Source organism: Ensifer sp. R-19 (assembly GCF_049905105.1).
Lineage (GTDB): Bacteria > Pseudomonadota > Alphaproteobacteria > Rhizobiales > Rhizobiaceae > Ensifer.
This window is the reverse complement of sequence record NZ_CP184570.1, coordinates 2,354,393-2,375,246: the sequence shown is the minus strand read 5'-3', so window position 1 is coordinate 2,375,246 and position 20,854 is coordinate 2,354,393. Positions and strand designations below refer to the sequence as shown.

General features: G+C 61.7%; 22 protein-coding genes. 9 read left to right on the top strand and 13 right to left on the bottom strand.

Annotated elements, in window-relative coordinates; all coding sequences use genetic code 11:
- The first annotated feature begins 32 nt into the window (after window positions 1–32).
- The 5 genes from ACN9MO_RS30245 to ACN9MO_RS30225 all read left to right on the top strand — a co-directional run bounded on the left by ACN9MO_RS30245 (window position 33) and on the right by ACN9MO_RS30225 (window position 5,284).
- Window positions 33–704, top strand: coding sequence for a dimethylsulfonioproprionate lyase family protein (locus tag ACN9MO_RS30245; RefSeq protein WP_057249855.1), 672 nt, complete (start codon window positions 33–35; stop codon window positions 702–704).
- The gene (locus tag ACN9MO_RS30240) at window positions 701–1,654 is read left to right on the top strand and encodes an ABC transporter permease (RefSeq protein WP_112994885.1); all 954 of its coding nucleotides are present in this window, start codon (window positions 701–703) and stop codon (window positions 1,652–1,654) included. Before ACN9MO_RS30245 ends, ACN9MO_RS30240 begins: the two co-directional genes overlap by 4 nt.
- On the top strand, window positions 1,651–2,538 hold the full coding sequence (locus ACN9MO_RS30235) for an ABC transporter permease (RefSeq protein WP_057249859.1): 888 nt from the start codon (window positions 1,651–1,653) through the stop codon (window positions 2,536–2,538). Before ACN9MO_RS30240 ends, ACN9MO_RS30235 begins: the two co-directional genes overlap by 4 nt.
- A 3-nt stretch (window positions 2,539–2,541) precedes the next feature.
- Window positions 2,542–4,587: an ABC transporter ATP-binding protein gene (locus ACN9MO_RS30230; RefSeq protein WP_112994886.1), complete on the top strand. Its 2,046-nt coding sequence runs from the start codon at window positions 2,542–2,544 to the stop codon at window positions 4,585–4,587.
- A gap of 211 nt (window positions 4,588–4,798) precedes the next feature.
- Entirely contained in the window at window positions 4,799–5,284 is a 486-nt protein-coding gene (locus ACN9MO_RS30225) for a hypothetical protein (RefSeq protein WP_162771034.1), read from the top strand.
- A gap of 198 nt (window positions 5,285–5,482) precedes the next feature.
- On the opposite strand, the gene ACN9MO_RS30220 is transcribed toward ACN9MO_RS30225, so the two are convergent.
- The gene (locus ACN9MO_RS30220) at window positions 5,483–5,653 is read right to left on the bottom strand and encodes a hypothetical protein (protein ID WP_218374199.1); all 171 of its coding nucleotides are present in this window, start codon (window positions 5,651–5,653) and stop codon (window positions 5,483–5,485) included.
- A 404-nt stretch (window positions 5,654–6,057) separates the two neighbouring features.
- Here ACN9MO_RS30220 and ACN9MO_RS30215 point away from each other — a divergent pair, with 404 nt between their 5' ends.
- Entirely contained in the window at window positions 6,058–7,284 is a 1,227-nt protein-coding gene (locus ACN9MO_RS30215; RefSeq protein WP_057249864.1) for a bifunctional alpha/beta hydrolase/OsmC family protein, read from the top strand.
- Between the two features lie 130 nt (window positions 7,285–7,414).
- Here ACN9MO_RS30215 and ACN9MO_RS30210 read toward each other — a convergent pair whose 3' ends face one another.
- The 10 genes from ACN9MO_RS30210 to ACN9MO_RS30165 form a co-directional block, all read right to left on the bottom strand.
- Window positions 7,415–7,945 (bottom strand): isochorismatase family protein, encoded by a 531-nt coding sequence (locus tag ACN9MO_RS30210; RefSeq protein WP_057249866.1) that lies wholly within the window; start codon window positions 7,943–7,945, stop codon window positions 7,415–7,417.
- A gap of 334 nt (window positions 7,946–8,279) precedes the next feature.
- Window positions 8,280–9,023: an amino acid ABC transporter ATP-binding protein gene (locus ACN9MO_RS30205; protein WP_057249868.1), complete on the bottom strand. Its 744-nt coding sequence runs from the start codon at window positions 9,021–9,023 to the stop codon at window positions 8,280–8,282.
- On the bottom strand, window positions 9,020–9,994 hold the full coding sequence (locus tag ACN9MO_RS30200) for an amino acid ABC transporter permease (RefSeq protein WP_057249870.1): 975 nt from the start codon (window positions 9,992–9,994) through the stop codon (window positions 9,020–9,022). The genes ACN9MO_RS30205 and ACN9MO_RS30200 overlap by 4 nt, the downstream gene beginning before the upstream one ends.
- Window positions 9,995–10,053: 59 nt before the next feature.
- Window positions 10,054–10,884 (bottom strand): transporter substrate-binding domain-containing protein, encoded by an 831-nt coding sequence (locus tag ACN9MO_RS30195; RefSeq protein ID WP_057249872.1) that lies wholly within the window; start codon window positions 10,882–10,884, stop codon window positions 10,054–10,056.
- Window positions 10,885–11,023: 139 nt separating this feature from the next.
- Window positions 11,024–11,413 (bottom strand): carboxymuconolactone decarboxylase family protein, encoded by a 390-nt coding sequence (locus ACN9MO_RS30190; protein ID WP_057249874.1) that lies wholly within the window; start codon window positions 11,411–11,413, stop codon window positions 11,024–11,026.
- Window positions 11,406–12,215 (bottom strand): alpha/beta fold hydrolase, encoded by an 810-nt coding sequence (locus ACN9MO_RS30185; RefSeq protein WP_057249876.1) that lies wholly within the window; start codon window positions 12,213–12,215, stop codon window positions 11,406–11,408. The genes ACN9MO_RS30190 and ACN9MO_RS30185 overlap by 8 nt, the downstream gene beginning before the upstream one ends.
- A gap of 2 nt (window positions 12,216–12,217) precedes the next feature.
- Window positions 12,218–13,294 carry an LLM class flavin-dependent oxidoreductase gene (locus tag ACN9MO_RS30180; RefSeq protein ID WP_112994888.1) on the bottom strand — a complete coding sequence of 359 codons (1,077 nt, stop codon included), beginning with the start codon at window positions 13,292–13,294 and terminating at the stop codon, window positions 12,218–12,220.
- Window positions 13,295–13,328: 34 nt separating this feature from the next.
- The gene (locus ACN9MO_RS30175; RefSeq protein ID WP_425987378.1) at window positions 13,329–14,843 is read right to left on the bottom strand and encodes an aldehyde dehydrogenase; all 1,515 of its coding nucleotides are present in this window, start codon (window positions 14,841–14,843) and stop codon (window positions 13,329–13,331) included.
- A 1-nt stretch (window position 14,844) separates the two neighbouring features.
- Entirely contained in the window at window positions 14,845–15,840 is a 996-nt protein-coding gene (locus ACN9MO_RS30170) for a flavin reductase (protein ID WP_057249881.1), read from the bottom strand.
- Window positions 15,841–16,020: 180 nt separating this feature from the next.
- Window positions 16,021–17,823, bottom strand: coding sequence for a helix-turn-helix domain-containing protein (locus tag ACN9MO_RS30165; protein ID WP_112994889.1), 1,803 nt, complete (start codon window positions 17,821–17,823; stop codon window positions 16,021–16,023).
- Window positions 17,824–17,993: 170 nt separating this feature from the next.
- Between ACN9MO_RS30165 and ACN9MO_RS30160 the strand changes: the two genes are divergently transcribed.
- Both ACN9MO_RS30160 and ACN9MO_RS30155 read left to right on the top strand, forming a co-directional pair.
- A complete protein-coding gene (locus ACN9MO_RS30160; protein ID WP_112994890.1) occupies window positions 17,994–18,596 on the top strand; it encodes an amino acid synthesis family protein in 603 nt (200 codons plus the stop codon).
- 35 nt (window positions 18,597–18,631) lie between these two features.
- Window positions 18,632–19,114, top strand: coding sequence for an Lrp/AsnC family transcriptional regulator (locus ACN9MO_RS30155; protein WP_057249886.1), 483 nt, complete (start codon window positions 18,632–18,634; stop codon window positions 19,112–19,114).
- A 55-nt stretch (window positions 19,115–19,169) separates the two neighbouring features.
- Here the strand turns inward: ACN9MO_RS30155 and ACN9MO_RS30150 are convergent, their stop codons facing one another.
- On the bottom strand, window positions 19,170–19,814 hold the full coding sequence (locus ACN9MO_RS30150; protein ID WP_112994905.1) for a glutathione S-transferase family protein: 645 nt from the start codon (window positions 19,812–19,814) through the stop codon (window positions 19,170–19,172).
- A gap of 205 nt (window positions 19,815–20,019) precedes the next feature.
- Here ACN9MO_RS30150 and ACN9MO_RS30145 point away from each other — a divergent pair, with 205 nt between their 5' ends.
- Window positions 20,020–20,268, top strand: a complete 249-nt coding sequence (locus ACN9MO_RS30145; RefSeq protein ID WP_057249890.1) for a DUF982 domain-containing protein — start codon at window positions 20,020–20,022, stop codon at window positions 20,266–20,268.
- Window positions 20,269–20,360: 92 nt separating this feature from the next.
- Here ACN9MO_RS30145 and ACN9MO_RS30140 read toward each other — a convergent pair whose 3' ends face one another.
- Window positions 20,361–20,690, bottom strand: a complete 330-nt coding sequence (locus ACN9MO_RS30140) for a hypothetical protein (RefSeq protein ID WP_156414621.1) — start codon at window positions 20,688–20,690, stop codon at window positions 20,361–20,363.
- Window positions 20,691–20,854: the final 164 nt, after the last annotated feature.

Sequence of the window (20,854 nt, the reverse complement as noted above, 5' to 3'; positions counted from 1 at the left end):
GGACGACCAGTCCCGCGGAAGAGGATAGCTGCATGACGATTTCCGCTCTGAAGACCTTTGTAAACTGCTTTGCCGATGCGCTGGATCGCGATCCGCGAGCCGTATCGCGCTCCCATGCCGCCAGGCTGCGCCGGATTGCCGGTCGCCTGCCGCCGGTTGCCCCCGTACCGGAGGGGCGCGTGCCAATCCAGGTGGCTTGCGAAAACGAACTTGCTGCTTATCGCGAGACATCGGAGCTGGCCCGGGCGCTCGGCGCCCTACTGCCTGCCATCCATATCACCCGCAGCAAGAGCTATCTGGCCAATCCGCCAAGTAGCGATTTCGGTGAGAACTACGGATACGGCGTGATTTGCGGACCCGACAATGGCGTGCCGGCCTTGATCCAGGATCCGGACATCGCGTTCGGGCTGATGTTCCTGGGGCCGGAAACCCACTATCCGCTCCACCACCATCCCGCAGATGAACTGTACTACACGGTCACTGGCCCCTCATTCTGGCGGGCAGGGGACGCCGACTGGGACATGCGCGGCAACGACGAAATCATCCATCACGCACCATGGGTGCCGCATGCAACGCTCTCGGCCGACAAGCCCCTGGTGCTTCTCTACATTTGGGAAGGCGATCTTGAGACGGATGCGGCCTTCATTCCCGATCCGCTGACCGCGAAGGCGGCTTTGGTCTCAGTCGGAGCAAACCCAAAATGAGTGTAGCTCGCCTGCTTTTCAGCCGGATCCTGTTTTCGGCCCTCACCCTGCTTCTGGTCTCGATCCTGATCTTCCTGATCCTCGAGGCCCTTCCGGGCGACGTTGCCACCCGTATCCTTGGACGAGACGCAACCGCCAAGGCGCTGGAAGTACTACGCAGCCAGCTCCACCTCAACCAGCCCGCACTCGTGCGCTACTTCCAATGGATCGGCGACTTCCTGCGTGGCGATCTCGGGGTGTCGATCGCAACGGGCCGGCCGATCGCCGACGTACTCGCGCCCCGCATTCTCAACACCCTGCTTCTCTCGCTCCTCGCCTTTGCAATCTACCTGGTGTTGGCACTCGTTCCGGCAATCATCCAGGCGGTCAACCGCGGCAAGGCCGTCGACAATGTCATCTCCATGATCACCCTGCTCTTGCTGTCGCTGCCCGACTTTCTGCTGGCAACGATGCTGCTCTTCCTGTTTGCCGTCGCCGTGCCGATCCTGCCGGCGCTTGCGACGATCTCCGAGACCAGCACCTGGCAGGAGACGTTGCGTGCCATGGTTCTGCCCGCCGTGACGCTCGCGATCATGATGGCCGTCTATGCCATCCGCGTGCTGCGCGACAGCCTGATCGAAGTGCTGCGCTCCGACTATGTGCGTCTCGCGGAGCTGAAGGGACTTCGCCCCCGCGCCGTGCTCTTTCGCCACGCGCTTCCGAACGCCATCGTGCCCGCGCTCAATGTCACGGCGCTGAACCTCGGCTTCCTGATCGGCGGCGTCGTCATCGTCGAGCGGGTGTTCTCCTATCCCGGTTTCGGCACCCTGCTGATCGACGCGCTTCAATTGCGCGACATTCCCCTCATTAAGGCGACGGTGATGATCAGCGCGGCCGTCTATGTCGCCGCCAACCTGGTAGCGGACGTCCTGGCCGTCCTGCTTCAACCCCGCCTGAGGACAAGCCGATGACCATGACGACATCCAGCCTGCCCAGCCGGTTCGCCTGGCTCGACAAGGGGTTTTGGCAAACCACACCCGGTCCCTTCAGGGTCGGCGCGATCATCCTCATCGCCCACGTGCTCTTTGCAATCGCGGGCGCCTTCTGGACGCCCTATGGCTTTGCTGAGATGGGAGCAGGCCTCCCGCTTTCCGGTGCGTCCCTCCAGCATCCGATGGGGCTCGACCAAATCGGCCGCGATGTCTTCAGCCGTTTCATGTATGGCGCGCATATCGTGCTGCTGCTGTCCTTCGCCGGCACGGTACTGGGCATGGTGGCCGGAACGACGCTCGGCCTTTTGTCTGGCTATATCGGCGGCTGGTTCGACGAGATCACCCAGCGCATCGTCGAGGCGATGATCAGCATACCCTTCCTGGCGCTCGCGCTCGTCATGATCATTGCGGCAGGCCCGGCGCTCGCCGGAGAACCGGTGCTCATCGTCTTCGTCGTCGCCCTCGTCTATGCGCCGCGCATTGCGCGCATCGCCCGCGCAGCGGCCATGGAGATCGCCACGCGTGAATATGTCGCCGTGGCGGAGCTGCGCGGCGAAGGCACTTGGTCGATCGTCTTCCGTGAAATCCTTCTCAATGCCGCGAACGTGCTGCTCGTCGAGTTCTCGCTTCGCCTCAGCTATGCGCCGATCCTCATCGGGGCGCTGGGCTTTCTCGGCTTCGGCATCCGCCCGCCGACGCCTGAATGGGGGCTGATGATCAGCGAAAACCGCAACCTCCTGATCGCTTCTCCCGTGACGGTTTTCGGGCCGGGCCTCGGCCTCGCCTCACTCGTCATCGGCTTCAACCTCTTTACCGACGGCCTGTCGCGCATGCTTGGCCAGCGGTCCGTCGCGGGAGCGTGAAACATGAAAAAGCTCATCGAAGTTCGCAACCTCAACATCGCCTATGCCGGACCTTCCGGCTGGACAAACGTCGTGCAAGACGTGTCCTTCGAGATCGCCCGCGGCGAAGCCTTCGGGCTCGTCGGGGAATCCGGCTGCGGCAAGTCGACGGTTGCCTACCGATTGCTCGGCTACGGCACGATAAACAGCTTCGTTCAGACCGGCGAGGTGCTGTTTGACGGCGTCGATCTTCTGAAACTTGGCCCGGCATCGCTGACGCGCCTGCGTGGTAACCGCATAGCGCTCGTGCCACAGAACCCGACGACATCGCTCAGTCCCGGCATGCGGGTCGGTCCGCAGATCCGCGAGATGATCGCAACGCACAAGGCCCTGCCCGATGACACGACGATGGAACGACGCATCGTCGAGCTCTTTGCGCTCGTTGGGCTGCCGGATGTCGGTCACCGCTATCCGCACGAACTCTCCGGCGGCCAGCAGCAGCGGGTGACGATCGCCATGGCCGTCGCTTGCAATCCCGATCTTCTGGTCCTCGACGAGCCGACGACCGGCCTGGACGTCACTACCCAGCGCCAGATCATCCAGCTTCTTTCCGATCTCAGGGCCCGCATCGGCATGGCGATGCTCTACGTCACCCATGACCTCGCTCTGCTCGCCCAGATCGCCGACCGCGTCGGCGTCATGTATGCCGGCCAACTCGTCGAAGTCGCCGCCAGCGACAAGCTTCTTTCAGCACCCGCTCATCCCTATTCCCGCGGGCTGATTGCATCGATCCCCACGATGGACGGCACCGATCGACAGACGCGCGGACTGCGCGGCGTACTCCGGCGCGATCAGATGTCGACCGGCTGCAAGTTCGAGCCCCGCTGCGATTTCGCAACGACCGCCTGCCGCACGACACCTCAAGCCCTCGAACTGATCGCCGATGCGCGATCGGTTGCCTGCATGCGCTGGCGGGACGCCGCGACGCAGCAACTGCCGGCCGTCGTGGCCGGTCCGCACGGCCGGACAGCGGCCAGGTCGGAGCGCCTTCTCTCGGTCGCCGACCTTTCGCTTTCCTATCAAAGGCCAAGCATCGTCGACAAATTTCTCGGCCGCACGACCCACTCGGTGGTGCGCGACATCGACCTGGAACTCCGCGCCGGTGAAGTCGTCGCGCTCGTGGGCGAGTCCGGCAGTGGCAAATCGACGATCGCCCGGGCGATCAGCGGGCGGCTGCCACCGCGCTCGGGAGCGATCACTCTTGAGGACGGTCCTCTCTCTCCGGCGCTGGATGGTCGCTCGGCCGAGCACTTGCGACAGATCCAGTATATCTTCCAGAATCCCGACGCCTCGCTCAATCCCCGGTCCAGCATTCGGTCGATCCTTGAGCGTCCCTTGAAGCATTTCGGCATCCCGGCTGACGGAAAGACGCTTGAAACGGTGCTGGAAAGCGTCGGTCTTCACGCCGGCTATCTCGATCGCATTCCCGACCAGCTTTCGGGCGGCGAGCGCCAGCGCATCGCGATTGCCCGTGCGCTGCTCGTCAACCCGAAGCTGCTGATCTGCGACGAAATCCTGTCTGCACTCGACGTGTCCGTCCAGGCCCGAATTGTCGAGCTTCTGCGTTCGCTCAAGGAGAAGCACGACGTCGCCATGCTTTTCATTTCGCATGACCTGGCCGTCGTGCAGCAACTGGCAGATCGGGTGGCCGTGCTTTATCACGGCGAACTCATGCAGATGAGCGAAACGGCCTCGCTGCTCACCGCGCCGCTGCATCCTTACACCGAAATGCTGCTGGAAGCCGCACCAAGCCTTCGGAAGGATGGGCACGTCTCCCGGCCCCCGGCTACGCCCACGCTAAAGGCAACTCCGGGGATCGGCTGTCCTTTTGCCGGGCGTTGTCCGCGGCAGCCCGGCAGCCTCTGCGCGGACACGCGGCCACCCATTCAGGAAACCGGAAGCGGCTTTGTCCGCTGCCACCTGCCGATTGACGGGCTTGGCAGGCACGCTCGCTCGCCGCAACATATGCGATCGCCCGCCGTAGAAGACATGCGTCTCCAGAGCCTTTGACTTCCTTGCCTCCCCCCTTGCCCGGCCGCGCCAGCGGCCGGGCAAGGCCGGTGATGTCGTCCCTCGCCTGCCTTCGCGGTGCAGTCAGGCTGCACCCTTCTTGCGGCGAGCGCATCCGTCAGTTGATCGCGTTCCGGTAGAAACTCGCCTCTACCTCCGCCATGTCGATCGCCGCCAGATCTTCCGGCAGTCGGTAGCTGTCAGCATCGGCATGGACCTTCGCCTTGTCGAAATCATTCGCCTCGGCGATGAAATCGTTGGTGACATAGCGGGCGGTATCGATGTCGATGTTCGACTGGCCGATGCTCTTGAGGAGCCCTTAGGTCTTCCCTGTCCGCGTTCCTCTCAAGCGAAAGCGCCGGAAGCAGTGCGCCGTAGAGCGCAGGTCGATCGGGAAAATAACGCTAATCCAGGCATCGCCGGAGTCAAAGACAAATCGGCCCGTGAACGGTCAGGCAACGTCAAAAGTGGTTTCCATCCGAACGATCAAAAAGCGAAAGGGAAAGAGCGGTCGCGCGCCGACCGACGGGGACGGCGAGAAAACGCTAGGCGCGCGCCAGGGCGAGCCGGCTGTTCTAACGCTCGCTCGATCGTCCAGGAGATCGTCAAGGTATTGAACCGCTCCCTTGAAGTTGAGGCTTTACTGTCACCCATATGCCGTCGGGGCAATGGGAAGCCACATCCGGCAGCCCCCTAAGCACTTCCACGATTAGACAGCCCCCCGGACCAGCCCGATCCCCGTCACGACTGCTGCTAGTCGCCCGATTTCGTGCGTGCGTCTGAGCAACCTGTTGGCTAAATTTGCACGGCATTTCCACCGACCCCGGCCAACGGCAAAAGCGGGTCCGAAGTTGGCGCATCCGGACAACGGCCGGCAATTCTGTGGTCTTTGGACCTAGTGCCCAGGCAAGCTCGGCGGCGCGACAAACTGGTAGTATGACCACACCCCGATCAACGCAGCTACCAGCGCCAGCCAAATCAACGCCTTTCGCTGCGTTGCACTGACCGGCTTGGCCTCCTTCTTTGGCTTCGGTCGTTCAAACTTGATGATGTTGTTGTCGTCCATCTTGATCCCATCCTGAACAAGCCCACTCACCACTGCCCGCATTCCCATGCATATAGCGGGCACGGCTTCATTGATACGCCCTCAAGCTCGCCTTCTTGACCTAAGCTCCTGATTTGGCGTCAATAAGATATGAACGCAGGCTCGTCCTGGTTATCGAGACGTGGGAGGCAGGATCATGGCTGGGCGCTATGAAGAACCGCAGCATTCCAACTCCATAGCCCCTTTCGGGTCAGCCTTCGATGGCGCGAAGATCATCAGCCGGCGCCAGAGGCGCTGGGGTCCACCAGGCTCATTTTACCAGGGCATTCAGCCAGACCGTCGGAACAAGTCCGGCAAAGTGGCATCGCGTGCGATGCCACTGAAGACCTCTGCCACATGCTTGTTCTCCTCAAAGGAGCATCGCCATGAATTTCAACACTCAACGAATTGAATTTTCGGGCCATTCCGGCGCAACCCTTGGCGCTCGTCTCGATCTTCCCAACGGTCCCGTGCGGGCCTACGCTATTTTCGTCCACTGCTTCACCTGCTCCAAGGATCTAGCAGCGGCGCGCCACATTGCGGCCGAACTTGCGCGTGAAGGGATCGCGGTCCTCCGCTTTGATTTTACCGGCTTGGGATCGAGCGAAGGTGAATTCGCCTCAACCAATTTCTCCTCCAACATTGCCGACCTGCTTTCGGCTGCAGACTATCTGCGCCGACACTTCGAGGCACCATCACTGCTGATCGGCCATTCCCTCGGCGGTGCCGCAGTTCTCGCCGTCGCCAGAGACATTCCAGAGGTCCGCTCGGTGGCGACGATCGGGGCGCCGGCCGATGTCGGCCATGTCCTGAAGAATTTCGGGACGAGCCTCAAGGACATCGAGGATCGCGGCGCCGCCGAGGTCGATCTTGCTGGGCGCAAGTTCCTGATCAGAAAACAATTCGTCGAAGACGCCCGCGCGCATCGCGTCCTTAATGCTGTCGCGACGCTGAAGAAACCCCTTCTCATTCTTCATGCCCCGTTGGATCAAACGGTCGGTATCGAGAATGCGAGCGACATCTTCCACGCGGCAAAACACCCCAAGAGCTTTGTCTCCCTGGACAAGGCCGACCATCTGCTAACCGATCCTGCCGACGCCGCCTTCGCCGCCCGGATCATTGCGGAATGGCTGGGCCGCTATCTCGTGGCTGACCCGCCACAGGGCACGAGACCGATGGAACAGGTTCGCGTGATGGAAACGGGGGAAGGCAAATTTCAGAACTCGGTCCAGGCCGGTAGCCACCGCCTTTTTGCCGACGAACCACAAAGTGCGGGCGGGCTGGATTCCGGTCCATCGCCCTATGACTTCCTCTCGATCGGACTCGCTGCTTGCACCTCGATGACGCTGCGTCTTTACGCCGACCACAAGAAGCTGGCGCTGGGGCGCATCAAGGTGGAAGTCTCGCATTCCAAGATCCACGCGAGGGATTGCGAAGAATGCGCTGCATCCGAACGCGCCGATGGCGGAAAAATCGACCGGTTCGAGCGGGTCATATCGGTCGACAGCGAGATCTCGGATGAGGTTCGCGCCAAAATCGCCGAAATCGCCGACAAATGCCCAGTCCATCGAACGCTGGAAGGGATAGCCAAGATAGAGACGGCCGTGAGATAATTCCGAGGTCTCGCCCATCGAACCGGTCCCGAACGCCCACGCATCCTCGGCCTACGAGGCGGGAATCACGCCAAGCATGGACATCGTTTGCATTAGAAGCTGATCGGGCGAAGGCGAAATCAGCAGCGATCTAAACAATGGTGGCCCGTGTGGCGAAGCTCGTCCGGAAAAGTGCGTCGTGCGCAACTGTGTCGGGATCAAAACAGCAGTCACGGACGATGTAGATTTTATAATCTGCATCGCTTGACCACCCGACGCTGGAAAAAAGGACGCCGCTGGTCGCTATCCCAGCCATGACCAACGTCTTGATGCCTTTTGCCTGCAGGTCTTGGTGCAAAGTCGTGCCATGAAACACGTTGGCGCGCGGACATGCGTATCGCCAGTCGCTTTCGGCTACATCGAGCCCAGTTACGGGCGCCGGGTCACGAAAGTAACCTGTCTTCATGATGTTGCTGATCAACATATTGTTTTCACAGGGCGACCTATAGTCGATCGCGAAATTCGCGAAGATCGTCGGGTTCTCCGTGTCACGCCACCGCGCAATCAGTGAATTGGTGCGATCGAGCAGATCCGTTGGAACATCGCTTGCCAGGATCGAAAAGACGTCGGCCTGATAGTGCATGATCAACAAAGCCGCATCGGCGACGTCCAAATCATCCATATACGACACTGCTGTCCTCCCGCTTTCCGCCCGCCCGCTTCGAAGTAACCAGATGGCCGAATTCGCAAATCACCGAACCGCCCTCGCCTTATTCAACGTCGACGCGGCGTATCGTGTCAATCACGGCGGCGAGCGATCGGGTTTAGCGCTACAGCATCCGGCAACAGGTCGGCACGGCGCCGCTGGAACCAACAGCCGGTGGCGTACATCCTCCTCTAACCGGCCGCGCCAGCGACCGGACAATGTCGATGATGTCGCCTCTCGATGCGATCGAGTCTTCCGTGCTCCAGGCGACCCCAAGCCGATCTTGCAGCCTGAGGACGACGGGACTGCGCTAGTGCTTCAGTATCTGGCTGAGGAACAGTTTCGTCCGCTCGTGCCTGGGATTGGTGAAAAACTCGTCCGGGTTTGCTTCCTCAACTATCTGTCCGGAATTCATGAAGATCACACGGTCGGCGACCGCCCGCGCAAACCCCATCTCGTGCGTGACGCAGACCATCGTCATGCCGTCCTTCGCCAGGCTCGTCATGGTGTCCAGAACCTCGGACACCATCTCCGGATCGAGCGCGGATGTCGGTTCGTCAAACAGCATCACTGCCGGCTGCATACAGAGCGAGCGCGCGATCGCGACGCGCTGCTGTTGACCGCCAGAAAGCTGGATGGGGAACTTGTTGGCCTGTTCCGGAATTCGTACCCGCTCCAGGAATGTGAGCGCTCTCGCCCGCGCCTCTGCTTCCGATACGCCGTTGATCCACATCGGCCCGACCATGCAGTTCATCAGCACGGTCATGTGCGGAAACAGATTGAAATGCTGGAACACCATTCCAACATTGCGCCGCACGTCCGAGACATTGCGCATCTTGGCATGCAGGTTGATGCCGTTGACGACGATCTCGCCTTCCTGGTGCGCCTCCAGGCGGTTGAAACAACGGATCAACGTGGACTTGCCGGAGCCGGACGGGCCGCAAATGACGATGCGCTCCCCTTTGCGGACCGTCAGGTTGATATCCGTCAGCACCTGGAAGGCGCCGTACCATTTGGAAACGTTCCTGGCGTCGATGATGGTCTCAGCACTCATCTGACCTTGCTCCTGGCATAGTGACGTTCGATGCGGGACTGGATCAACTCGAGAGCGATGGACAGGGTCCAGTAGAGCATGGCGGCGGATATGAGCATTTCCATGTGCTGGAAGGTCTTCTGGCCCAATGTGCGGGCGAGAAACATCAGTTCCCAGACACCGATGACGGAGACCAGCGAGCTATCCTTCAACATCGAGATGAACTGGTTGCCAGTCGGCGGGATGATGACCGGCAGCGCCTGTGGCAGAATGACCTTGCGCATCGTCAGCCCGAAGCCGAAACCGATGGAGCGTGATGCCTCCCACTGGCCGCGATCGATGCTCTGGATGCCGGAGCGGAAGATCTCCGTCATGTATGCGCCGTAGCAGAGCGAAAGTGCCAGAATGCCGGCCGGCACCGCATCGATGATGAAGCCGAGTTGCGGCAGGCCGAGATAGATCAGATAAACCTGCATCAAGAGCGGCAGGCCGCGAAAGAAGGACGTGTAGAAGCTGGCAATCGCATAGGCAAAGCCGTTGCTCGAGAGCTTGGCCACAGCGCCCAGGATGGCGATCGCCGATGCAATCACAATCGAGATCGCTGAAACATAGACCGTCGTCACCAGCCCCTGCGTGATGAGAAACGGCAACTTCTCCTCGATAAATGGCAGGCTGAGATTGAAGGTCTGGAAGAAGGCGAGGAACAGCGCGAGCAACTCCAGCCAGACGACGGCGATCTGGACCCTGAGGCTCGCAAAACCGATCAGGACGATGTTGAGGCAGAAGAGCACTGCCACGACGAATGCGGTCGCAAAACGGCCATAGAACCCACTTTCGAGCGGTTCGCCGATCACCGGGCGCATCAGTTCGCCCATCGTTGTGCCGGTCAGGCCGAAGGCCGTGAAGGCAATGAGAACGGTGGCGAAAATGCTAGCCACGAACCACGGCTTGTGGACGAGTATTTCGGACTCAACAGTATCCGGATAAAGCATCTTTGGTCCCTTTGGACAAAGGGCGGTCCGGTCTCCCGGACCGCCAGATATGGGGTGCCTTACTTCACGATGGTGTAGTCGACGCCGTACCATTTCTCCGAGAGCTTGCTCAGCGTACCGTCGCCCTGCATCGCCTTGATCACTTCGGCGATCTTGGCGCTCAGTTCCTTGTCACCGTATTCGATGGCGACAGCGAGCGGCTCGTAAAAGACAGGGTCGCCAACCTGCTTGATCGGATAACCGGCCTTGATCGCGTCGCGAATGCTGGGCAGCGACGACACGACCGCGTCGAGGCGAACACCGTCACCGAGGCGCAGGTCGTCGAAGGCTGTCGTCGAGTTGGCGTAGGATTTCACTTCCTTCGGCTTGAACGCGTATTCGAAGGCAGGGGCGCCGGCAGCATCGAGTGTCAGATCCTGTTTGGCGTAAGCTTCGAAGGTCGACGTCGCCGTGGCGCCGACAACCTTGCCGTCCAGATCGATCAAACCGACCGCAGGGCTGTCCTTGTGAACGGCTACGGCGGCCGGGGTGTAGTAGTAAACCGCCGGGAAATCGAAGACCTTGGCGCGTTCCTTGGTCGGCGTCATCGAGCCGACATGCATGTCCCAGCGTCCCTGCCAGTTGCCGGCGGTGATGATGTCCCAACCGGGCGTGACGAACTCGACGCCGACACCCAGCCGCTTTGCAATTTCCTTGGCGACATCGACGTCGAAGCCGTCCATCTCGTTCTTCTCGTTCATGAAGGATTGCGGCGCCCAGTTGGCGTCGGTCGCGACCTTCAGCGTCTTTGCATCGAGCACGTGGTCGAGCACGGCACCGGCGTGCGCCGGAAAGGTCGCGAGCGACAGGGCGAGCGATGCGGCCGCGGTGAGTTTTGCGAATGTGTTCATGCTGTCGTTCCCTTTTGTCGTTCTGTTTTTGACAGGGTCCTCTTCCTGCCATCGGGTTGATCTTGAGGTCTCAGCCGGCCTTCCGTCTTCCGGCGATACGGGGTAGCGCGGAGCTGCCCTTTCCTAGAAACCGTGGAAGTCAGCGCTCCCCTTTCTGGGCCATCTCGTCGCGGACGCTCCGCGCAACGCGGAAGGCTTCGACGCCGGCGGGAATGCCGCAGTAGATCGCGATCTGGACGAGTGCCGCGCGAAGCTCGTCATCGGTTAGACCGTTGCGGATCGCCCCACGAAAATGGATGCCGAACTCATGCATTCGGTTGAGCGCCGCGAGCATTCCGAGGTTGAGCAGGCTGCGGCTCTTCAGATCGAGGCCCTCGTCCGTCCAGACGGTGCCCCAGCAATATTCGTTCAACAGATCCTGGAACGGACGCGAGAAGGCATCGCTGCTACCGACCGCGCGATCGACATAGTCGTCGCCGAGCACTCTGCGCCGAACAGCCTCTCCCCTTGCCTGCAGCGCCTCATCCATCAACCGTCTCCCCCTGGCTCAGAAACTCGCCCATCAGCGATGCAACAATGTCCGGCGCCTCGATGAGGATGGAATGACGCAGGCTCGGCAGGATGCGGAGCTGTGAACCGGGAATGCGCTCATGCATGTAGCGCGCCATACGTGGGTTGGAGCCGGCGTCGTCCTCGCCGGTGGCGATCAGCGTCGGGCAGCGGATCTGGTCGAGAAAACCGCCGAAGTCCGTTTCCGCCAACACGCGATAGGCGGCCGCATAGCATTCCGGATCATTTTCGGCGTCCCGCGCCCTTAGCCTTTCGACCACGTCCGGGTGGCGCGCCTGGAAGTCTTCCGTCAGCCAGCGCGACAGTGAGGCATTGTGATGATCGGCAGGCGTACCGGCCCTGAGTGCGGCCAGGCGATCGAGAACCCGCTCACGCTCGGCCGGTGTGCGGCCGGCGACGGTTGACAAAAGTGCCAGCCGGCGCAGACGGCCAAGATGGGTCAGGGCGAGACGCTGGGCGATCAACCCGCCCAGCGAAAAGCCTGCGAGATGGAATGTGGGGAAACCCGCCGCATCGGCGAGAGCCAGCGTCTCGTTGACGAAGTCATCGATCTCGTACCGGCCCTTGACCCGGCTGGACCGGCCATGCCCGCGAAGGTCGAATGTCAGGATCGTAAACCGTTCCTTCAGGCGTTCTACCACGCCCGACCATGCCTCGAGATAGGAGCCGACGCCGTGGATGCAGACGAGCGGCTCGCCGTCACCCTCGATGCGGTAGTTGAGCGTCACCTCTCCAATCGTATGGCGCTGAGCCCCTGCCATCGTCAGCCACCCACCGCAACGCGCTTCTGTTCCGTCTCACGGGCGGCGAAGAAGGGCATGATTTCGCTGACGAACAATTCCAGCGTCCGCTTCTGCAGCTCGAACGGCAGATTGAAGGTCAGGCCCAGGCAGTACTGGTCCACGCCGGCGGCCTCATAGACCAGCAGCTTCTCGATCGCTTCGTCCGGCGTGCCGAACATCAGGTTCTTGCGGATGTTTTCCGGGTTGTAGTTGTCTTTGCCCTTGACCGCCTCATAGGGCACAGCCTCGGGGAACCCCTCGCTCACGGTTCCGATGTTCTGCATGAGGTTTTCGAAGGCGCGGCCGTAATCCATGCTGTGTTTGACGGCGCGCTCCCAGCCATCCGGCCGGTCATAGACGCAGGTGCGGCGCTGCATCATGAAGCGCGGACGCCGTACTTCGGGATGATCGGCAACGGCCTTATGAAACTTCTCGGAAAGCACGTGGATCTCGGCCTCCGGAGCGGAGAGCGGTGTCGACTGGATGCTGGCGCCGTTCGCGATCGCCCAGTCGAAAGTGCCGGGGTCGCGCGCCGCCACCCAGATCGGCGGATGAGGCTGCTGCAGCGGCTTCGGCACGGCCGCCGTGATCGGGAAATTCCAGTATTGCCCCTCATGGGCATAGTCGCCGGACCAGAGCTTCTTCACGGCCGGCACGATCTCCTTCATGTAGGCGACACCCTCCTGCTGCGGCATGCCGCCCGCCATGCGGTCGAACTCGTACTGGTAGGAGCCGCGGGCGATGCCGAATTCCAGGCGCCCGTTGGTCAGGTGATCGCAGAGTGCCGACTCGCCGGCGAGCCGGATCGGGTTCCAATAGGGCGCGACCAGGGTGGAGGTGCCGAGCCGGATGCGATCCGTGTGCTGGGCAAGCCAGACCAATGTCTGAAACGGATTGGGGGAGATCGTGCATTCCAGCGTGTGGTGCTCGGCAGTCCACAGCGTTTCGAAGCCGCCTTCGTCGGCAAGCCGCGCGAGTTGCAGCAAGTTGCTCTTCACCTGCTCCATCGGAATATCGGGGGAGAAGCGTTCCATCGTGAGGGAGACTGCGAACTTCATGTTTTCTGCCTTTCCTGTGCCCGTGCTTTTGCTGTCATTTCAGGCGGATGACGAAGGGGTCCTGCATCGCGCCGGAGTAGTCGACGATGACGTTCTTCAATCGCGAGAACTCGTGCATGACCTCGAAGCCGCCGCGCCGGCCGTAGCCGCTTTCCTTGAAGCCACCGTTGGCGGACATGAAAGAGGCGGAGCGGTAGGTGTTGATCCATACGGTCCCGGCGTCGATCCGGTTGGCGAACCGCAGCGCCCGATCGATGTCCTTGGTCCAGATGCCGGAGGCCAGGCCATAGCGCGTGTCGTTGGCGAGCCGGATCATCTCTTCCTCGTCGCGAAATGGCATGACGCCGACCACCGGGCCGAAGAGTTCGTCGCGCATGAAGGTCATGTCGTTTTCGGCGTCGACCATCACGGTCGGTTCGAAGTACCAGCCCCCCGACGAAAGCCCTTGCCGCTGCGGCCGCCGGCCGCCGGCGGCGATGCGCGCCCCTTCCTTGATGCCGGAGGCCACGTAGGATTCGACTTTTGAAAGCTGATCAGCGAGCGCGAGCGGACCGATGTCGGTGTCGTCGGCCGTCGGGAGGCCGACGCGGATGCGTTCTGTCCTCGCGACGAGCGCCTCAATGAAGCGATCGTAGATGCGCGCTTCCACAAAACAGCGCGAGCCTGCGACACAGGTCTGGCCAGCGGCAGCAAAGACACCGGAGACGACGCCGTTGACCGCATGTTCGATATCGACATCGCCAAAAACGACATGAGGCGACTTGCCGCCGAGCTCCATCGAGCAAGGGACAAGGTTCTCAGCGGCGTTGCCGGCGATGCGCCGGCCCGTGGCCGTGCTGCCGGTGAAGACGTATTTCGCAATTCCGGGATGACGTGTCAGCGCCTCGCCGGCACTCTGGCCGGTACCGGTCACGACATTGACGACGCCGGCGGGAAAGCCCGCCTCGTGGATCAGCTCCGCAAGCGCCAGCGTCGTGGCGGTCGCATGCTCCGAAGGCTTGATGACGACCGTATTGCCGATTGCGAGGCAAGGCGCCAGCGTGCCGGTCAGAAGCATCAGCGGCGAATTCCACGGCGTGATCATGCCGACGACGCCCAAGGGTTCGCGCAAATTGAAGTTCAGCGTATCGAGACGATTGATCGGGATCGTCTCGCCCTGCAATTTGTCGGCCATGCCCGCGAAATAGTGGTAGCTGTCGGGCATGGAGCGCATTTGCGCCCTGGTTTCCTTCAGCAGCTTGCCATTGTCGCGCGTCTCGATTTCCGCGAGCGTGTCGGCGTTGGCGCGAACGAGTTCGGCAAGCCGGCGCATCAGCGCACCGCGATCGGTCTGCGTCATGCGGCGCCAGGCCGGATCGCGAAAGGCGGCATTGGCAGCGGCCACGGCGGCCTCGACATCGTCCGCATCCGCTTCGGCAAGATGATACCAGCACTCGCCCGTCGTCGGGTCGAAACTGGCGATGTAATTGCCGTTCTTCGGCGCCACGAACTGTCCGTTGATGAACAGGAGCTGGCGCGAACCTTCCATGGAACTGACCGTCGTCTTCATATCATTGTCCTTGGTCTTGGGAGGTCTGAAGCCAGGTACGGGCTTCGCCGTCGATCATCGCGATACGGCCGCCGTCGTCGGAATCCATGTAGATGCCGAAGCGGCCCGCCTGCCTCTCGCGTACGTAGCGCCGCAACATGGATCGCAGTTCGTGCGTCGCGATCGCATCGTCGGGAAGATCGTCGAGCGGGAAGAAGCGCAGATCCGCTGGCAGCCTGGTGCGGGCGCCGCCCTCGCCCGCCAGTCGGGCGCGATAGACGAGATAGCCCGGGTCGCTGTCTGCGACATCGAAGACCGAATAGAGGAAGGTCTCGTCCGGGACGAGCCGCAGCGCGTCGCCACCGTCGATGACGAGCTGGCTGTCCGCCTTGCGTCGCCGCGCAGACGGCAAAACCCAGCCGCCCTTGCCGTCCGAACGCAGAAGCAGGCCGTCGCCCGCTTCGATCAGATAGCCGATGATCATGCCATGCGACGCGAGCCAGCCATTCGGCAACGGGTCCTTAACGCTGGCATAGCGGCCGCGGCAAAAGCCGAGCGGTGCGGTCGGACTGGTACCAAAGGCCCGAACTTGGCCGATCAGGATCGCATGATCGCCGGCATCAACAGTGCTGAAAGTCGTGCAGTCGAACCAGGTCAGGCTGTCGGTCAGGACCGGCGCGCCCGTGTGGATGTGATCGTGGGTCACCGACTGAAACTTGTCCGGAGATTTTGAGGCAAAGGTTCCGGAGACGTCGACCTGTCCTTCATGGAGGATGTTGACCGCAAAACACCCTGCATTGGTGAAGGCAGGATAGCTCGAAGCCGACTTCGCAACGCAGACCAGAAGTAGCGGAGGATCGAGCGAAACCGAGGTGAAGGAGTTCGCAGTCATTCCACGCGGCGTGCCGTCATCGTCGCGGGTGGTGATGACGGTGACACCGGTCACGAACGTACCGAAGGCGCGACGAAGCGCAATCGGATCAATCGGCACGTCCGTCGATGCTGCAGTCTCAACCATGCGCTTCTTGCCTCCTCACCATCAGGTTGATTGGAGGCTAATGCCGTCACGGCGGTCGTTCTTCCGTCGCTTCACAGGAGTGGGCGAAGAACTTCTGCATCGAACCCTAGGAGGCGATTGAAGGCCACGAAAAGGGGTGGCGACGTGGTCGCAAGACGGCTCCCGACGGACGAGGAAAATCTAGCTGCGGAGGGTGGAACGGTTGTCGATGACACCGTGCAGGCGGATCGCGAGTTCGACGGCAAAGCGCTTTTCCGGCGTTTCGACATCCACGCCAAACAGCTCCTGAATGCGCGCCAGCCGATAGCGCAGCGTCGTCACATGCAGGCCCATCGCGTCGGCACAAGCCTGGCTGCGACACCCCTCCTGCAAGTAGATCGACAGCGTTTCGAGGTAGGGGGTTCCGTTGTCCCGGTCGTGATCGGCGATCGCCCCAACACTCTCGTGCACGAAACCGCGCACGTCGCCGGCCTCGCAGGCAGCGACCAGCATCGGCAGCGGGCCGAAATCCTGCGCAGAGACCGCGCCAGTCAGACCAAAGGAGCGGCCGATGCGGATCATTCGGGCGCAGCGTTCCCAGGCCTGCGGATAATCCGACAGGGCGGCACACCGGTTGCTGGCGACGACGATCGGTGCCTCGTCGAAGTAACGGCCGAGTTCCTCGGCGATACGGCGGGCGAGCTTTGTCGTGCGCTCCTGCCGCTTACCCGTATCGTGGGGAACGAGGCAGACGACGCCGCCCTCGACGGCAATCAGGTTCGCCTGAACGGATGCCTGCTGCATGACACGCGACAGCGTGTGCTCCACATCGACGGAAGCGCCGCCAAATGCCTTCGTCTTATCCGGAAAATCGACGACGATCATCTGCTGAGGCACGGAAAAACTCAGGCCGAGCCGCTGGGCGCGCTGGGCAACATCGCCGGCATTGCGCCACCGCGCCTCCACGATCTCGAAGAAGAGTTCGGTCTGCGTCCTGGTCTCGAAGCGAAACCGGATGAAGCTTCGCATCATCTGCACGCTCAGCGCAAACTTGGCGCTGTCGAGCATCAGGAGATCGAGATCGCTGAACTCGCGCGTCGTCGGGAAGATGATGAGCGCCCCGACCAGTTGATTGTCGACCATCAGCGCTTCGACACGGGCCGTTATCTTGAACCGTTGCGTGCCGTCATCGAGGTAGAGGTTCACGGCATCGGTCGTCCCGCGCTCGACAGCGTCTCGGGCGGCCTTCATCAGCGGCCGGCTAAGAACGGTGGAAGCCGCCTCGTGCCAGCTGGCCTCGTCGTAGAGTGCGCTCGGCGGTTGGCCGGCGACAACCTGATTGGCGGTGAAATCAACGACCACCGTCGGATTCGGCAGCATCGTGCCGACCATGGCCGAAAGTGGTGCGACCGACCCATCGCTCAACACATGTTCCAGAAGCGAGGTGTGTGCCTCCAGGGCGCGCTCCAGCCGCTGCGCCGACCGCTTCTCCGCCTCGAGACGATGTTCCCGTTCGACGGCGATGGCACCGAGGTGGATGATCGTGCCGAGAAAGGCGAGATCGTCTTCCGACACCTCGGCGACCTCGCGAGCAATGACGCTCAGCACCATCGGTCGGCCCTCAGCATCCCTGCAGTTCATCGGCATGACGAGCACCGTACGATAGTCGCGCTCGAAAGCCTCCTTCCGATAACCTGGAAACTCGGCGGATTCGCGTGCGTCACGGATGTAGACGGGCTCGTTTCGCTGCAGCGCGATCAGCGACGGGCTGGTCGCCAGCTCCCATTTGTCGGGCAACTGCCGCTCGATCAGTGTCGGATCGTAGCGCACGATGACATGGGCGTAACCATGCGCCGCGTCGATGCCCATGATCGACCCCAGAGACCAGTTCGCATGGCGACAGGCGGCCGCAATGAGCTGCTGCAGCGCCGTCTGAAGATCGCCACCGCTGTTGATCTGACTGGCGACGTCGCGGAGCGCCAGTATCTGGGACTTCTGATCCAAATCGTCTCGCCTCTTGACATCTATCAACCAACCATGCGCGCGGCGAAGGCCAAAGTCTACTCCGCTTCCGAGAAGCCGCAGCGCACATCTTCCGACGAAATATAGGAAGCGCCGCCCGGCGATCCCGCTAGGGTGCGAAGCAATCCCAACAAACAGCAACGGCGCATCCCATGACGATCGGCATTCGAAAAATCTGCACTTTCCTCGAAGAGACGCTGGTGGAGGGCGGCAAGGTGGCGCCGCGCCCGGTAAACGTCGTCGTGGTGGCGGCGGTGATCCAGAACCCCTGGGCGGGGCGAGGCTTTGTCGAAGATCTGCGGCCGGAAATCATCCGTATCGCCGGCGAACTCAGCCACGAGATGACGGACCGGCTGCTTCGTCAGATGGCGGCGGACCGGATCGAGGCTTGCGGCAAGGCGGCGGCCGTCGGCATTGCCGGTGAAATTGAACATGCTTCGGCAATGATCCACACGCTGCGTTTCGGCAATCCCTTTCGCGAGGCGATCGGCGGCACCAACTACCTCGAATTCGCCAACACCCGCAATGCGCCGGGCGCGCTGCTGTCGCTGCCGATGATGCACAAGAGCGAGAGCGGCAAACGATCGCATTTTCTCACTTCCAACTTCCAGATCGCCGACGCCCCGGGGCCGGACGAAATCATCGTCGCCATAGGTGCCTCCGACAGCGGCCGTGCCCATGCCCGCATTGCCGACCGGTTCCAGGACATCGCCGAAATGGATGCGGAAAAGGCTGCATTGCTCAGCAAGGCTTGATAAGAGCAGACAAACGAGTTGCGCGGGAGTTTGCCATGAAGCTTGATGCGATCGACCTGCGCATTCTCGATGCAATCCAGCGGGATGGACGCATCACCAAACTTGCGCTCGCCGAAAAGGCGGGCCTTTCGCCCACGCCCTGCTGGATGCGGCTGCGCAAGCTCGAAAAGGCCGGCATCATCAGCGGCTACCATGCACATGTGGCATTGCGGCGTGTCGCGCCGGTTGCCAGCGTGATGGTCGAGCTGACGCTCGCCAACCACCGTCAGGCGGACTTCGACCGGTTCGAACGAGCCGTCCGCGATATTCCGGAAATCGTCTGCTGCTGGTCGGTCGGCGGCGGCGTCGACTACATCCTGAAAATTGTCGCCGCCAATATCGACGCCTATCAGCGCCTGATCGACACACTTCTCGATAGGGAACTCGGCATCGCGCGCTACTTCACCTACATCGTCACCAAGACCGTCAAGGAAGAAGCGGTGCTTCCCGTGTCTTTGCTGATGGCCGACGTGGCCTAGCAGGGACTGGCGCCGGAGCGCCAGACATACGCACCCGGCGGGACAGGGTTGCGAATTAGATCGCGCCGAAGTTACTCGTCCATAGCTCGCGAAGATCGGGATCCGCGTCGACACGCCGGGCAATACTGAGCAGCTTCGGGCAGTTTTCTGCCAGCCAATCGCGCCCCGGTCGCCAGCGCGTCATCGCCGCGATCCAGATATCAAGGGCAGAGAACCGCTCTCCGAGCGCCCACGGCGCGGGTGCGATCTCGTCCTCCCACTGGCGCCACAGATCCATTCGGCGCCCGAGCACCCGGCTGCGCAACTCGTCCGGCACGCTCGGTGCCCAACGCTCGGGGTAGTCAGCGTAGGTGAAGGTCCCATATACGGCAGTCACGAGCCAGATCAGGCGACGAAGAAAGGCAGGACGAAGCGGGTCCCCGACCGGTGGCGCAAGTCCGGCTTCTGGGTATGTCTCCGCAAGATGAAGCAGAATGGCAGCGCTCTCCGTCATCACCGTGCCATCGGGAAGTATGAGCACGGGCACCTGTGCGAGCGGGTTGACGCCGACAAGACGGTCCCGGGCCGGGCCGGGCGCATCGAACCCCGCGACATTCTCGAACGTGTAGGGTAGCCGCGCTTGCACCAGCGCCGCTTCGACGAGAACGGAGCCCCAGCTCGGAACGCCGTAGAGGCGGTAAAGTCCTTGTGTATCGGCCATCTTCATTTTTCCTCGCAGTGCACGGTGCCATTTTGGTCACCGCCCCGCAAGATTGTGCCAGAAGCGCCAGCTTCCGGAATGCTCAAACATCGCCCATGACTGAGTTGAGGTCGCAAGCAGTCAAAATTGACTGGTGCCACTCTCTGCCCGATCCAGGAACAAATTTCCGGGCCAGGCGTTCTGCGCCGAACCGGAGACAACGGCAATGCAAGCGATCATTTGGGATCACCCCGTCAGGGTTGGTGTGAAAGGCGAGCGCACCATCAACGGGCCACAGGATGCCCTGCAGTATCTCAGCGAAATGCCGCAGGGCGGATGGTTCTACGAACGGGCAAGAAACCGCTGCCGCGCTGCTCTGGAGCGCGGCGACCAGCTTGGGCTTTCGCGGAAAGCCTTCATTGGCGCGGCCATCGAATCTTCGTTCCCAATCTCAGACGACGACGTTCTTTCCTGAAGTCGATGGCAACTTGGTCTCGCGAACGTCCCACGCACGGACGGCGACGAGCAGCGCGACCGATGGTCTTCGGCCGTATCGCCGGGCGTTTACTACTCTTGCTCCGTAGACTTGCCACGTGCGGGCATCGGATTGTTTTTCGCTTCCATGGCGGCCTCGATCTGCCTGATGACCTTGACGGCCTCCTGGAGGATTGCCCGCATCTCGTCATCGTAGAGATGCACCGGCATCCCACCGGCCCGAATGACATCCATGGTTTCGGCTGACTTCTTCAGTCGATCGGGCTGCCCGAGCATCGTCCAGCCTTCCTGGACAGCGACATAGGCCCGGACGAGGAGGCGAAGCTTTTCGCCCTCCGTCAGCATGTGAACGTCACGCTCGGCCTGCGTCAGTTCTGCAATGACGTCTGAAGTACTTCTCATAGGACACCCAGGCTACGCAGATACCACAGTGCAACCGGTTCATTCAGTATGACCTAACGTATGGACCGGAGAAAGCAAGTGGCCTCGCCTTGGGCGACCGATTTGGCCAACGAAGGCCGAGGTCGTGGGGATCTGCTCGTCGCAGGAATTCTTCATCATGAAGC

Excerpts from the sequence above, each read along its gene's own strand:
- ACN9MO_RS30145 (WP_057249890.1), top strand. The coding sequence starts at position 20,020 with ATGCAAGCGATCATTTGGGATCACCCCGTCAGGGTTGGTGTGAAAGGC.
- ACN9MO_RS30210 (WP_057249866.1), bottom strand. The coding sequence starts at position 7,945 with ATGGATGATTTGGACGTCGCCGATGCGGCTTTGTTGATCATGCACTAT.
- ACN9MO_RS30160 (WP_112994890.1), top strand. The coding sequence starts at position 17,994 with ATGACGATCGGCATTCGAAAAATCTGCACTTTCCTCGAAGAGACGCTG.
- ACN9MO_RS30235 (WP_057249859.1), top strand. The coding sequence starts at position 1,651 with ATGACCATGACGACATCCAGCCTGCCCAGCCGGTTCGCCTGGCTCGAC.
- ACN9MO_RS30175 (WP_425987378.1), bottom strand. The coding sequence starts at position 14,843 with ATGAAGACGACGGTCAGTTCCATGGAAGGTTCGCGCCAGCTCCTGTTC.
- ACN9MO_RS30185 (WP_057249876.1), bottom strand. The coding sequence starts at position 12,215 with ATGGCAGGGGCTCAGCGCCATACGATTGGAGAGGTGACGCTCAACTAC.
- ACN9MO_RS30190 (WP_057249874.1), bottom strand. The coding sequence starts at position 11,413 with ATGGATGAGGCGCTGCAGGCAAGGGGAGAGGCTGTTCGGCGCAGAGTG.
- ACN9MO_RS30215 (WP_057249864.1), top strand. The coding sequence starts at position 6,058 with ATGAATTTCAACACTCAACGAATTGAATTTTCGGGCCATTCCGGCGCA.
- ACN9MO_RS30230 (WP_112994886.1), top strand. The coding sequence starts at position 2,542 with ATGAAAAAGCTCATCGAAGTTCGCAACCTCAACATCGCCTATGCCGGA.
- ACN9MO_RS30155 (WP_057249886.1), top strand. The coding sequence starts at position 18,632 with ATGAAGCTTGATGCGATCGACCTGCGCATTCTCGATGCAATCCAGCGG.
- ACN9MO_RS30200 (WP_057249870.1), bottom strand. The coding sequence starts at position 9,994 with ATGCTTTATCCGGATACTGTTGAGTCCGAAATACTCGTCCACAAGCCG.
- ACN9MO_RS30140 (WP_156414621.1), bottom strand. The coding sequence starts at position 20,690 with ATGAGAAGTACTTCAGACGTCATTGCAGAACTGACGCAGGCCGAGCGT.
- ACN9MO_RS30225 (WP_162771034.1), top strand. The coding sequence starts at position 4,799 with ATGGACCTTCGCCTTGTCGAAATCATTCGCCTCGGCGATGAAATCGTT.
- ACN9MO_RS30170 (WP_057249881.1), bottom strand. The coding sequence starts at position 15,840 with ATGGTTGAGACTGCAGCATCGACGGACGTGCCGATTGATCCGATTGCG.
- ACN9MO_RS30220 (WP_218374199.1), bottom strand. The coding sequence starts at position 5,653 with ATGGACGACAACAACATCATCAAGTTTGAACGACCGAAGCCAAAGAAG.
- ACN9MO_RS30240 (WP_112994885.1), top strand. The coding sequence starts at position 701 with ATGAGTGTAGCTCGCCTGCTTTTCAGCCGGATCCTGTTTTCGGCCCTC.
- ACN9MO_RS30195 (WP_057249872.1), bottom strand. The coding sequence starts at position 10,884 with ATGAACACATTCGCAAAACTCACCGCGGCCGCATCGCTCGCCCTGTCG.
- ACN9MO_RS30245 (WP_057249855.1), top strand. The coding sequence starts at position 33 with ATGACGATTTCCGCTCTGAAGACCTTTGTAAACTGCTTTGCCGATGCG.
- ACN9MO_RS30205 (WP_057249868.1), bottom strand. The coding sequence starts at position 9,023 with ATGAGTGCTGAGACCATCATCGACGCCAGGAACGTTTCCAAATGGTAC.
- ACN9MO_RS30180 (WP_112994888.1), bottom strand. The coding sequence starts at position 13,294 with ATGAAGTTCGCAGTCTCCCTCACGATGGAACGCTTCTCCCCCGATATT.
- ACN9MO_RS30150 (WP_112994905.1), bottom strand. The coding sequence starts at position 19,814 with ATGGCCGATACACAAGGACTTTACCGCCTCTACGGCGTTCCGAGCTGG.